A 13128-nucleotide genomic window follows, 5' to 3' on the forward strand; every position below is an offset into this window, starting at 1 on the left:
CTCTAACTTTAAAAGAGGGTATTATGAAAAAATACTTAGTTTATGCTCTACCCGTTGTGCTTGTGATTTTCACATATGCTTGTGGGGGCAAGGCTGGCAACAAACTCACCTATGACAAACCGGAAGCTCCGGTAGAAGGGTTTTTTAAGGCGGTGTCAGATCAAAAATTCGATATTGCTTGGAAATCTCTTTCCAAACACACTCAAGATCGATTCATCGAAGAAGTCGCTAAAGAAGAATCGATGGATAAAGAAAAAATCCGGGCCATGTTCGACAAAAATGACTTGCCCATCCAAAATGGTTTTTGGAAGGCCTTTCGCGACACCAGCAAAACCGAAGAAATGGTGAAGGGCGCTTCTTTTAGCGTGCAATCTTCGTCAGCCAATGAAGGGTTGATTAACTTCAACACCTCCAACGGTGCGGTTATTCCTTGTAAGGTTTTTAAAGAAGGGGATAGCTGGAGATTCGGCTACGCTGAGACGTTTAATATTTAAACAATGTCATTGCGAGGAGCTTTGCGACGAAGCAATCTTATACAAATAGGCTGAGATTGCTTCGCAGACGCTCGCAATGACAGAAGTGTCATTGCTGACTCTGCAATGACACTTCTTACAAAATCCATGCCTTTAAGTTTTCTCGCGAACTAACTCGACCTTGTGGGTCGAAGATGTTCGCGAGAAAACTTTCTGCATAAAAGGGCCCCGCTGTCATCGCAACCAAACGATGTTGCAATTCATAGGCCCTAATCTTTACATAACTCTTCACCACTTCTTTGGGTCTCAAGTCATCATGGGGAAAGGCCTGGATAATGCCCTGCACCAGGGCTTCGGGGTTGCTTGTGTCAGAGGCGGTTTCTAACCACAGTTGAATGCGTTGTTCGAGCGAAGTTAAAGTTATTTTTTGCGACCAAAATTCTACAGGCTCCGCTTTTAAAACTTCGGCAAATTGTCGCATAGCCGCGGGATAATCTTTTTGTATTTTTTCTAATTGGGCCTTGGCCTCTGCCTTTGCCCTTTGCATGTACTCATTTTCTTCACCCACGAGGTTATGGCTATCGAAAAAGTCCCCTACGGTGGGGGCCAAGAAATGAGTCGCATCGCTTAGCCAAGAACGTTCACCCTCGGTTTCACGCAAGGTGCTGGCACGGTGGGAAAGAGCGATAGTTTCGCTACCTGCTGCCATTCGCAGCATCCCTGAAAAAGCCAAATCACCCACCATGGCCCAGCCCGAAACCTTGGCCATAAAATTCATGGGCTTAGAATATAAGAAACGATAGAGCCTGCTTTCGGTATCTAGCAATTGAGCAAACATGGGCACGGTATAAGCCGCCCCCATGGCCATCACCGCCTTTTCAGAATCACCAAGCCCTGCCCTGGTTAAACCTAACTCTGCTAAGCGCCCCCAAAAGATGCCATGCCCCATGGCCACCGTCGCTCGCACGGGGAGCCTGGCCACACCTTTTAACCCATCCCCCACGGTAAGGCCGTAAGTGCTGGCCCGCCAAACATCGACGGGTAAATTCCTCGGCGCATGAAAGGTATAACGCACGAAGGATTCACGGTAAACTTTTGCCACTTCTTGGGTAACAAAGGCATAAGGCCGATGGGCAAAGCGATTATCTAAAACCTCCAAAACTTTGCCCCCTACTTGGCGGCCAACCTCAATACCCGTGACAGTAACACCATAACTCAATTCGCGATCTCGAACGGGATCTAGCCCAATGGATTTCGCCACGTGTGGAGCCACCACCATGCTAGTTAATCCCAACACCAAAGAACCGCTTTGCGTATTCAATCGATTGAGCAGAGTGTTTTGGGGAAAGCGAGAGGGCATATCTAATTTTTGCAATGCCTCAACGCTTAAAGGTTGGCCATGGGATCCCTCGGCAATTTTAGCCAAATCTTCCACTCGTTGCAGCCCTGCGTGGTGGCCTAAAAGCAAATGACTTTGCCTTGGATCTACCCCTAGCCCTTGTGCAACTTGATTCAACCGAGGCACTGATAAATAAGGCGAGCTTACTCGCCGGATGTCTCCTTCGGATCTTCCACCCACGGGAATTGCATCCACACGCCCTACAGGCGTGGTAGCCTTAGAACTGCGCACGACTTTGGGCTGGCCATCGGGGCCTAAGCGACTCTGCACCAAATCAGCATCGGAAGTTTGGGGCAACCTACCTTCAACGGGCAACCTACCTTCAACCAAAGCAGAGGCTCGGTCAAAACGAACCGCCATGGAATCGGGGGTGGCCAGCACCGGCACATGATGGGCAGGGAGTTTAATCACGGCCCGTCGCACATCGGAAACGACATCACCATTGGCAATCGTAGCGACCTCCAACGGTGCACCGGGAGTTAAAGTAATATGCCCTCGTTTAGCTAAGAACCGTTGCAAGCGGTTGGGCTTGTCCCGATGAAAGAATGTCAAGGCCACCTCTTGCCCAGGTTTGATGGCGATATTGAGATGCTTGGGCACAATAAGCGGCCGATGATTGGGTGCCGTTAAATCGATGCCGATGCGATGCACCCCAATGCTTCTTGCCCAATCCCCCACTTTATTACCCAATACTTTACGCAAAAGATCTTCAATCTTGACCCCTATGGTATTGCCCAAACCACGGGCAAAACCTTCGACCACGCTAGCCACCCCACGTAACGTTGGCTGTACCAAAATCAAACGGAAATGATCAAAGGGCCCTGGCGCCCCCACCACACCACCAATAATGGGGCTGCTCGTGCCTAAAATCGTGCCCACCGTAAACCGAGTTTGTTTTGTTTTGGGGTCAACCACGGTCTGGCCATCCACCGTCAACTCCACATCAAAACCACCTTGGCTCAAGGCTACTCTGATGGTCTTTGGGACATATTTCATAAATGTCCCAAGAGTCTTTTTACCCGTACGAGCCTTTTCTTCCTCCACCCATTTAAACAATTGGGCCCCGTAACCAAAAGCCACCGAATGGCTCACCGTGCCCACACCTTCCAAAACCGGCTGGAGTCGCCCAATCGGGACACCTGCGGCAATGGCCTGTGGAATATCAGGGGCCGTCGATGATGCACCCACCAAAACCGCTAAATCCGATGCCGTGCCATGTTTGGTGTAGACAAATTGCACGGCCCCCTTAAGACGTCGACTCACTTCAGCAGGATCGCCACCCATGCCATTGCCTTCTCCAAGGATGGTTCTCGTGACCGCTGATTGCACAAAATCAAGCGTGCCATCGCCACCAACTACAACAACGGTGATGGGGCCTGAACCATTGTGCCTTGCCCTAAAGGCTAAAAATTCTTCCCCAATTCTTCTGGCTCGATTCGTTGCATCTGGAATATTTTCGGAAAATAAAGAAAATTCCGCCCCGGTACTCCGGAATGCAGACCTAATATGCGGGATCTCACTAGCAACCCGCCCCGCTTGAGCCGTTGGGTTCACCACCACAAACACGGGGTGACCATCTAAGACACGCAATGCAAAAGGAGGTTTGCTGGCTGGCGAACGAGCTGCAGACCCGGCACCTGCACGAGCACGACCTGCTCGTCGCCAAGTTACAGTCTCTACAGTCGCTGCTGCGCTCCCCACCCCCTGAACACCCGTCGTTGCCGGTGGTGCCATGGTTCCTCGAAAAAAGGCTTGTGATTATTTTGTAAGATGAAACTTCTATCGCTTGCCTGCACTTGAGGTTGCTAATAATTAACTTGAATTCTTATAATGCGCCGCGTCATGAGACTGCTTTTTTGTAATTTGCCTTCACCACGGTGTGAATGCCTCCCCGCACGAGAAAATCACCGGTCACCTCTATGACCCGCGGCTTCACTGCCGCCACTAAATCATCCAAAATTTGATTCACCACCGCCTCATGAAAGGCACCTTCGTTACGATAAGCCCATAAATAAAGCTTGAGCGACTTCAACTCCACACAAAGTTCATCCGGAATATAGCTAATGTAAATCGTCGCAAAATCGGGCTGCCCAGTTTTGGGGCACAAACACGTAAATTCGGGGCATTCGAAGTTGATTTCGTAATCCCTGCTGGGTTTTGGGTTGGGAAAGGCTTCTAGGTTTTTAGATGGATGTGAAGGCATATCATTTTCATGTCATATATGGATCCCGGGTCAAGCCCGGGACGACGCAATACCGTCATGCATGGATCCCGGGTCCCCGGACTTGATCCGGGGACCCGGGATCCACATATGACATCGTTAAGCCAATATCCTATTAGGATTTAACCTTGCAAGCCCAAACCGGGTCACTATAATAAGCGAAGGGAGTCTTATGAAAACCTTAGTTAAAAAACTTATTTCTGTCATTGTGTTATCGAGCGTGTGCCTGGCGTTCCAACCCGCCATGGCTCAAGACGAACAAGGGATTTTAAATATCGGCGAGCAGCCTTACTATAACTATTATTATAACTCCGGTTACACCCCACCCTATTCTGGCTACGGCAGCAATCCTTACAACAACCCTTATCTTTACAACCAGGGGTCAGGTCAACTCAACATGGGTCGACCCAACGCGACTGGGCTGCAACAAAATTTGAAAAATTATATTAGAGATAATTTGCGAAATGTTCAGGATACGGTTGATATTTTAGGCGGGTATTCTTATTAAGGACCAAAGTCGTGTGACCAATTGCGTTGGGCGGGGTCAGGTGGACTCTCTCCCTGCCTGCCTGTATTGTCTTGCTTGTAACACTCTCTCACGAGACAAATAGTGCCTAAACCTAGGCCAGCACCTAAGGAAAGCCCGGTAAGGTGCGGTACCCAATCATTATCGGACCATTGAAAACCAACTCCTACACCGGGGATACCCTCATCGGAGACAAATGCGGTTAGTCCTCCAACACCCGCTCCTGCCAAAGCACCTCCCGCATATTGCATGTCAGAATCTTCATTGGCAAAGCCATTGACGAGTAAGACGACACCTGCAACAGCGATAACTGCTTCAGTGATGGGTGCCACCGTATGGGTCATGGTTTGACTTCTTGCGGCCAAACCCTTTTGCTGTTCAATAATATCTTCAATGGGCCCAGTATCTTCTAGCTCTAACGTGTACGTAACGATCTGCCCAGCTTCTAACACAAAGTATTTTTTTTCAGCTTCACTTGCAATCAGCAAATATTCCAAAAAGGCCCGCAATGCGATCTCATAGTGACGTTTGGTGGTTCGGGGGGCATTTTGCAAAATCGAGGCACCCGTGGCTTGCACTGCCTTGGCCGACAGAAATAATTTTTTCTCTCCATCTTCTTTTTTTAACTGAACGGCCTTCGCAAAACTCGCTACTACGGCCTTCATGGGCGAAGGATCACCATTATCGCCATAGAGTTCTTCGATGGGTTTAGTAACCACTCCCAAAACTTGATTGCGGGTTTCTTGTTCAGCAATAGCAGCTCGAACTTCCGGAGTTAGCCAATTCCAATGCATCGAACGGGCAAGAGGTGTCCAATCTCCTTCTAACTTAAGAATGCTGGTTGCGTTTTCACAACGGTAACTGGCTAATTCATCACCCAACCCACTACCTAAGGCCGCTTGGTATTCCTTGCTTTTGGGAAGAGCCAACTCTTTATACATATTGCGAAGCAAATTGCAGTAACCCCTTTCTAACTTCCTAGGATCTTTCTCCGCATCAGCGGGAACTGCCCCAAAATAGGGGCTACTATCACCTGACTTTTCTTCCAACACAACGAACGATCGATAACCCTGAATAAAAGCCTCGTCATAAACAACACCCTCACCCAAATACGCATGGGCCAAGCGGTCGACCCCATAATCATACATCCTACGAATATCATAAAAAACCTCGGCTCTTTTTGTTAACCAGGTAGCCGCTCCGTCATCAACTTGGCCCCCAATCCAGCTTTTGAATTGGGCAATAGCCTTTTTTTTATCTTGAGTATCCTCGGGAAAATGCCTGGCATAATCAAAAACCATACCTTGATCTTGTAGATCTACAAGGCCATTGATGCCCCTTTCAGCAGGTCCCACAAAATGATAAGCCCCTTTAACAAAATCAATTCGCCATAATTGTTCCTTACTTAAAGGCAAGGTACGTGCTGATTCCAAACCACCTAACACCATAGTGTCAAGTGCCGCCTTGGCAGGATTGTTGGTTAATTTATGGATAAAATCAGCAAGTAATTCAACTTCCGGAATTTTTTGCCCGGCTTGGGTGGGATAGTTATTCACCACATAGTCTGCAATCTCAAACATAGATTGCACACGCCCTCTAGTAACATTATTTCTACCTATAAAAAATTTATTGGCAATCTGGAGGGTTAACTCAATAGCCTGAAGGTCTTCCGGAAGCAGCGCCTTAGCTTTGTCTGCATCGACCGCCACAAAACGATCGCCTTGCCGTTTGAAGGCAAATTTTTCAACTTCCTTGCGATTGGGTAATTTGAGGGGAATTTCATAAACACAATCCCCACGATCTTGAAAACAGGCCGCTGCGGGCAAGGGAATGCTGTCTATTTTAACTTCAACTGAACGCACCATTAATATGCCACCATCCTAACATTATGGATCCCGGACTTAGATCCGGCATCCATTCACGCCAGGCTAAGCCCTGATGACCCATGATACGGCCTGTTATCGCTAGGGGTCAAATAATGTTTCTTTGTTTTTTTAAATAACACCTATTAGCTAAAATATGTAAAAATTCGTTATTTTTATACAGCAACTAATAGTGGGCTTTAATAGTGGCGGTGGTCAAAAAGACCCCACCATTGGCCAAATCACCTTGAATGGTAATTTTGGAAGCCCCGCGGGGTAAGTACTTTAAAGTTTGCCAGGCCGGAAAGCTAAAACGCATATCGGCCACCCCATTGCCATTACGATCCCCGGTTTTGATCTTATTGGAAGATACAATCTCTTGGGGCAGCGCTTGTTCATTGACTTTAATAATGGAAATGGGGGCATCTTTTCTAAAGATCTTTAAATCCTGGCCCTTGGGCGCCTCGATCAATACCAGCAGATCCCCCTTGGCTTTGCCCTTGGCCAAATTGGCCTCGAGGCCATTACCGGTTACTTCAGCAAACACAGGTTCTTTTAACAATTTGCCTTTTTTGATTTTTGCCCGCGGTTCAAGGCCTGCCCCACCCTTTTTTATTGAGCCGGGGGTGAGTTTAGCCGTAAATTTTTCGCCCACCAACAGACTCAGCTGCGAACCCTTGGCCGTTGGCATAGCTTTAATCTTGCCATCGAGCACTAACGAACGCCCACCCACCCAAGCTTCTTGTAATTGAATTTCAATCAACCGATTCTTTTTGGATTCACCAAACGATGCTAGCTTGCCTCTTAATAAAGTGCCTTTGCTAATCCCACCTTCGGATTCGGCCGCTTCAAAATACACCTCTTCTCCCACCTTTGAAATCCCCGTATTGATCGACTGTAGGGCCACGACGGTTAAATCTTTGTCGACATCACCTTTTATAACTCGAACTTTTTTAACGGATTTTTTGCGAACTGTTTGCGAGTTGGTAGATTTTTGGGTGGATTTTTGCTGATTGCCATTTTCGGGCTTGATTTGCTCACCAGAAATTACGGTAACTTGCGCATTAACCTGAGACGCAAAAACCAAGCTGACTAACAGACTTAAAAAAATTAATTTGATTTGCACGTTTACCTCCGATTACTGATGATAGTCGATTTTAGGGCTGGGTTCCAGCTAGTTTTTGTACGATATCTGAAGCCATCGATAAGCCATAGGCGGTGGCCTTAACAATGCTTTGCTGATCGGTACTACTACCCTGTTCACGATACCACTTATTCATACCCCCCAAGGCCAATACTAACAACCTCAAACCATTTTCACTTAAACTACGGGTATTTTCATGAATCACGGCAATGGCACTGGCCGGCCCATACATTTCAATATCTTCAGGCCCAATGGGGAAATCCAGAACTGTCCCCTTGCCTTCTAGGGTCCACAACACCCCCGTCCAAGTTTTAAGCCCCTTACTTTGGACATTTTTGATAAAAATACTTTTTTCCAAAAGATTGGCCCTCAACAAGCCTTTTTCGCTGGCAATGGTTTGCACGCCTTTTTGAACTTCGTCGCGTAGTTTATTAGCCGATTCTGAAGTGCCCAAACGATGCAACACATTGGCATACCACATGAGGGTTAACTGAATTTTATAAGATTCGTTATCGACGGTATTACCACTGCCCCCTTGAAACTTGGTTTGAACCCCCACGGTGGGATCAAATTGAATGACACTTTCTAAAACCTTACGCTCGGGCACTTGGGCTTGGGCTAAGCTAAGATTAACAACCAGCACCAAACAAACTGAAAATAAGCGTTTCATCATGACAACCTCGAACTAAAATAAGATTGCTTCGCTACGCTCGCAATGACAAGAAGGGGTTATAAAATTATAGAGGGGATTGCAACCCATGAAAAAAGTTTTAAAATACCTCGCCACCTCGCTACTTTGCATTATTACGCTAGTTAGTGCCATTCTATTCATCAAAAATTATTACTATCGCGGCCTAAAACCCATTTGGTTGTTCTACCCTACCCTTGCCCCCTTATTCATTTTGGCAATTCTTTGGTTTTCAAAAAAATGGTTACGAGCCTTTTTGGAAGTGACCTTCTTACTTTTTACCTTATTTTGTTTTTACCGTTTTTGGCACAGCCCTCCCCCCTTTCACCCCGAGGGAATCACCACTCATTTTCAACGCTACCGATTCAAGATTAAAAATGGGCAAGTTTATCTTAGTAAACCCACCGGGAAAGAACCTCCCACCACCGGCCCCTTTATCACTTGCCATTACCCTTTAGAAAATCTCTTGGATTATCTTCGCTTTCAACCCTCCCTCTGCGTAGGCTACGACCGCTTTGGCCGAATTGAATTTCACCTTGATCAACGCACCTTGCATCAATTTTTATTAAAAGAAATTCAGTGGGTGCAGTTTGGCATTGCAGGCAAAACCTTGCTGAACGAAGATTACCACCAACTCCAATTTCAATTCACTTATGGGGCAGCCCCAAAGAATTTCCCCCAATATTCTTTAAAAGAAATCACAAAAATATCGCTAGCCATTTCAGAGGCGGGACAAGCTAAGGTGATCGAATCGCTCACTTACGATGGCAAGGGCCAGCTGATTAAATTTACCGAAACTTCTCTGTTCAACTCCGAACACGAAAACGTCTTCGCCGAATACAACGCCCGCGGCGAAATTATCAGCCGCCCGCGCTTGGGCAAAACATTTCTATTTCCCACCAAAATCAACCTCGGCAAAAACGCCCAACTTGAGTTGAAAAAATATTTGCCTTAAGGGACATCTAAAACCTGCCCCTCTTCATCAAAATATTTGTAACGATATAAAAAGGTCGGAACTCCCTTATCGGGGCCATTCGGAAGCTCACTTACCTTAAAAGCCTATGATAGCGTGAGCTGAGAACCGAGGCAGCCCTCTGGCGTCTGAAGAGGGCTGCCGTGCCCCGAGAAGGGAGTGCCGACCTTTTTAGGTGCGACAATTTGTAAATGAATGGCAGAATAAAAAGGAAGATTGCCACGCTCGCAAACGGTGCTCGCTCGCAATGACAGAGAACCCTGCTGGGTTCAGAATGACATCTTAGTTAAGTTGCAAAATCACCGCCGTGTGATCGGTTGGGCTTGCGAGAATCGCCGCATCATTGGAGGCATTAAATCCAAATTGCGTAGCACTTAATCCCACGGGGTCAAGGAACGTCGTCGCCGCATTACTATTCAAATCAATTTGCGAAATCGAATTGCCACCGCTATTGATCACATAAGCTTGATTATTGTTCGAATTAACCACAATGCCAATGGGGTCGTCGCCTACATCAATGTCGGTCGTGGCAGCCGTGCTCATATTCACCCGCACCACATGGTCACCGTCACGATCGCTAATAAAAACATCGATGCCATTATTATAAACCGCAAAGCCACCCGGATTGCCAATATTCACCGGCACCTGCTGCAAGGTCACTAAGGGCGGCACCGCTGCACAGCCATCTACACGACTGCGCGTTACTAAATAACTATTGTTATCAAATTGGCTTAAAGAAACGACGATGTCATTGGCCCCATCGTTGTCGATTTGCAAAAAGGGCGTTGAAACATGCGTTGCTCCCAGCACCCCATCGGTAATTTGATAAGTACAATCTACCGCAAGGGTGGCGGTGTTGAAAATCGATAAAGAATTGGTATCGCGCAACCCAACCACCGCATAACCGCCTGCCGGTGAGACCGCTAAATTTTGTGGATTGTTGGCAATATTCACCGCCGCTTGCACCGTAGGGCCGGTCAAATCGATGGGAGTAAGATTGTCGGTACTATCATTAATGACCATGGCCACGTTATTGACTTCGTCAACCGCAATCGCCTGAATGTCGGATTCATTATTAATGGTAAGGGTGGTTAACAACGCAAGACCCGTTACATCCACCTGAAAAATTTGGCCATTGATGCCATCGCCACTGGTTACATAGCCAATATTGGTCGCACGATGGATGTCGGCATAGCGAGGGGTCAAGGCTGAATCGAGCAACAACACATTGTTAGGCACAATTTTATCGGTGGTTTCGCTAATGAAACTATTGAGGGTATAACGCAAACGAATCGTGTGACCCACTTGTGCTTCGACTGTGGTGATCACAAACGAACCATCGGCGTTAGCCACCACGGAGTCTTGCACCAAGGCATGGGCAACACTCACAAACGGTTTTTCAAACCAACGTACCACCGCACCATTATTCACATTACCCGCAGTAACCGTTGCACTACCAGGCACAGCACCTGCCGCCCCCGTGATCGTAACAAAACCATTTTCATTGGGAGCAGTCACGGTAATGGCCGAGCTGACTGGCGCCGGAATCCCAGCTGGAGGGCTGGCACCACCCCCGCAACCGGCTAGGATAAAAATGAATATTGCCAGTGCTAACCACGTCATCCCGGGTAAGCCTGCCCCGGCCCACGAGCCGGGGACACGGGATCCATGATAATTTGATGAGTTCATCTGCATACTCGAATCCTTACTTTTTAACATGCCCCTTTGACGATCTGCCACTAGTATTAGTTAAATTCTTTCACCCTCTCCCAAAAGCCAGCGGGCGTCCCCCGTGGACACCCGCTAAGCATTGGACCTTTGAGAGGACTATCCTTTACATGAGATAAGATTCCTTTCCGTAATCATTGTCATAGTCATTTTGATAATCATATTGATCGCTGTCATCTTGTGCTTCGGATTCAGGCTCAAGCTCGGTTCTTTCAATGGGGAAGTAAGAGGCATCGCGCACCTCGTAGAACAACCCCAACAACCCGGCTTGAATTTTATTACTCAGCAGGTCGTAGAGATATTGCTGCTGTTCGAAGCTCTTGGCTTGGTCAGGGTCGTCGTAGACATTGGGATTAGGATCGGTCGCATCACAGATGCCATCGCCATCGCCATCATGCGAAGTACCGTCACCATCGCCAATCGCGCCTTCAGGACACGGATCACACTCATAGTAGGTCGTGACAATTTTAATCACGTTACCCACTCGAACCACCGTCGACTTTGAAATACCCGTAGTCACACCATGAGACCCAGTGAGCGTAATTCCACCGTCAGCCGTTGACCCACCACCACCAGGGGTTTCGTTGGTATGCACGGTCCAACCCACCACATGACAGTTCTTGCAGAGGCTAGGATCCATGCGAATTTCCGCTGGGGTACAGCAATCTTTTTTCACCTTCACCGGTTTAGGACATTTTTTCACCTTTACATAGATGGTGATGTAGTAAGTACACCCACCTTGTTTGGCAACGATGTTGATGGTCGTGCTACCTTCGCCATTACCCGTAATGGTGATATTGGCTTCGTTTCGCGAAACACCGGCTACACTGGGATCGCTGCTCGAAGCCGAGATACTATCCGGGGCAAACCCATCGATAGTGAGTAATCGGGTCTGGCTTTTGCCTTCGCAGACTTCCATGTTGTAGCTCTTGTAATATTCGCACTTGTTGCCACCACCACCGTTGTTACCGCCGCCACCGCCAGGAGGGGGAGGAGGAGGTGGGGGAGGAGGCGGAGGAGGAGGCAAAGGGGTCGCTTTAGGGGTTGCATTGGGCGTAGGGGTCGGGTCTACGATATTCAAGGTGTCGATGGTTTGGATAAAATAATCCTCCGTCTCACCTCTTTTAAATGCACCCGTGCCATCCCAGCCACTGGGAAATTGAGAGGCATCAATGGGGACTTCGCTCAATGTCATGCGCAACCAACTACCCTCCGGATCCACGCCGGTTAAAAATTCAGGGGTGGTAAACATGAGAAAAGACCCAGGCGCCACTACAACTTCCATATTCTGCACAATCCACTCCGCTGCACCATTGCTGTCATTACCCGACCACTTGCCGTCGTGATTAAAGTCGAGCAGCATGTTCACATAGCGTGTGCTTTTTGGCGCACCGCCCGCCACACTCACGATAAAATCAATGGTGCTAAGCCCACCCGCATTGAGCGATGTGGAAATGAGCCCATCATCAAAGTGATCCATATCGTAAGGGTTGATAGGGTCATCGAGGTTCGAGACCCCATCCGGGTCGGCTGGATCGTTGGCATCGTTCTCTGCACTCACCGACAGGCCACCACTACCGGTAAAAAAACCAAAGGCACTATCCGTGATATTAAAGTGACGAGCCCCATCAGACGCCAGGCGAGTGGGGAATTGACCCAGCAGGCCCAAACTATCAACAATACCATCGGGGGCATCACCATAATCGGCATTTATTGAACTATCATCTTCGACCGGGTGAGTCTCACCAAATGGGTTTATGCCACCACAGCCTGACGACACTTGACCTAACAAGAAAAACCCTGCCAGGACCGAAAAGAGACGTTTACGTCTTAATAAGATTTTCATGACTAGCTCCTTTTCTAAAAATAGCGTGCAAGCTTATCTAATGCCACTTTCGTGCCAACTCATCATGTCATTCTGAGCAAAGCGAAGAATCTTCAATATTATCAACCAATAATTGTCTTTTTATTGTATGACGGAGGAAAATATCGAAAAAAATTAGGCGTTTTATTTTATAAAAAGAATTTAAAAATAATAATTAAACTATTTTATAGAATCATAATAACATGTCATTGTGTTATAATAACATGTCATTGCGAGGCAAAGCCGAAGC

10 protein-coding genes are annotated in these 13128 nt (G+C 47.5%); 3 read left to right on the forward strand and 7 right to left on the reverse strand.

Annotated features, from left to right (window positions below; translation table 11 throughout):
• The first annotated feature begins 23 nt into the window (after positions 1-23).
• Positions 24-494 (forward strand): hypothetical protein, encoded by a 471-nt coding sequence (locus HYU97_00160; protein MBI2335165.1) that lies wholly within the window; start codon positions 24-26, stop codon positions 492-494.
• A gap of 115 nt (positions 495-609) precedes the next feature.
• Here HYU97_00160 and HYU97_00165 read toward each other — a convergent pair whose 3' ends face one another.
• Entirely contained in the window at positions 610-3606 is a 2997-nt protein-coding gene (locus tag HYU97_00165; GenBank protein ID MBI2335166.1) for a hypothetical protein, read from the reverse strand.
• A 106-nt stretch (positions 3607-3712) separates the two neighbouring features.
• Positions 3713-4075, reverse strand: a complete 363-nt coding sequence (queF, locus tag HYU97_00170; GenBank protein MBI2335167.1) for an NADPH-dependent 7-cyano-7-deazaguanine reductase QueF — start codon at positions 4073-4075, stop codon at positions 3713-3715.
• 190 nt (positions 4076-4265) lie between these two features.
• On the opposite strand from queF, the gene HYU97_00175 reads away from it, so the two are divergent.
• The gene (locus tag HYU97_00175) at positions 4266-4601 is read left to right on the forward strand and encodes a hypothetical protein (GenBank protein MBI2335168.1); all 336 of its coding nucleotides are present in this window, start codon (positions 4266-4268) and stop codon (positions 4599-4601) included.
• Here HYU97_00175 and HYU97_00180 read toward each other — a convergent pair.
• The 3 genes from HYU97_00180 to HYU97_00190 form a co-directional block, all read right to left on the reverse strand.
• Positions 4598-6484, reverse strand: coding sequence for a hypothetical protein (locus HYU97_00180; protein ID MBI2335169.1), 1887 nt, complete (start codon positions 6482-6484; stop codon positions 4598-4600). The genes HYU97_00175 and HYU97_00180 overlap by 4 nt on opposite strands.
• Positions 6485-6668: 184 nt before the next feature.
• Positions 6669-7607, reverse strand: a complete 939-nt coding sequence (locus HYU97_00185) for a hypothetical protein (GenBank protein MBI2335170.1) — start codon at positions 7605-7607, stop codon at positions 6669-6671.
• Positions 7608-7638: 31 nt separating this feature from the next.
• Entirely contained in the window at positions 7639-8298 is a 660-nt protein-coding gene (locus HYU97_00190) for a hypothetical protein (protein MBI2335171.1), read from the reverse strand.
• Between the two features lie 85 nt (positions 8299-8383).
• Between HYU97_00190 and HYU97_00195 the strand changes: the two genes are divergently transcribed.
• The gene (locus HYU97_00195; protein MBI2335172.1) at positions 8384-9268 is read left to right on the forward strand and encodes a hypothetical protein; all 885 of its coding nucleotides are present in this window, start codon (positions 8384-8386) and stop codon (positions 9266-9268) included.
• 300 nt (positions 9269-9568) lie between these two features.
• Here the strand turns inward: HYU97_00195 and HYU97_00200 are convergent, their stop codons facing one another.
• Positions 9569-10909: a hypothetical protein gene (locus HYU97_00200; GenBank protein ID MBI2335173.1), complete on the reverse strand. Its 1341-nt coding sequence runs from the start codon at positions 10907-10909 to the stop codon at positions 9569-9571.
• Between the two features lie 211 nt (positions 10910-11120).
• Positions 11121-12860, reverse strand: coding sequence for an Ig-like domain-containing protein (locus tag HYU97_00205; GenBank protein MBI2335174.1), 1740 nt, complete (start codon positions 12858-12860; stop codon positions 11121-11123).
• Positions 12861-13128 lie beyond the last annotated feature (268 nt).

The organism is Deltaproteobacteria bacterium (genome assembly GCA_016183235.1).
Classification (GTDB): domain Bacteria; phylum UBA10199; class UBA10199; order DSSB01; family JACPFA01; genus JACPFA01.

Bases quoted from the DNA above. Each gene is read 5' to 3' on its own strand.
- HYU97_00160 (MBI2335165.1), top strand. From the start codon at position 24: ATGAAAAAATACTTAGTTTATGCTCTACCCGTTGTGCTTGTGATTTTC.
- HYU97_00165 (MBI2335166.1), bottom strand. From the start codon at position 3,606: ATGGCACCACCGGCAACGACGGGTGTTCAGGGGGTGGGGAGCGCAGCA.
- queF (MBI2335167.1), bottom strand. From the start codon at position 4,075: ATGCCTTCACATCCATCTAAAAACCTAGAAGCCTTTCCCAACCCAAAA.
- HYU97_00175 (MBI2335168.1), top strand. From the start codon at position 4,266: ATGAAAACCTTAGTTAAAAAACTTATTTCTGTCATTGTGTTATCGAGC.
- HYU97_00180 (MBI2335169.1), bottom strand. From the start codon at position 6,484: ATGGTGCGTTCAGTTGAAGTTAAAATAGACAGCATTCCCTTGCCCGCA.
- HYU97_00190 (MBI2335171.1), bottom strand. From the start codon at position 8,298: ATGATGAAACGCTTATTTTCAGTTTGTTTGGTGCTGGTTGTTAATCTT.
- HYU97_00195 (MBI2335172.1), top strand. From the start codon at position 8,384: ATGAAAAAAGTTTTAAAATACCTCGCCACCTCGCTACTTTGCATTATT.
- HYU97_00200 (MBI2335173.1), bottom strand. From the start codon at position 10,909: ATGACGTGGTTAGCACTGGCAATATTCATTTTTATCCTAGCCGGTTGC.
- HYU97_00205 (MBI2335174.1), bottom strand. From the start codon at position 12,860: ATGAAAATCTTATTAAGACGTAAACGTCTCTTTTCGGTCCTGGCAGGG.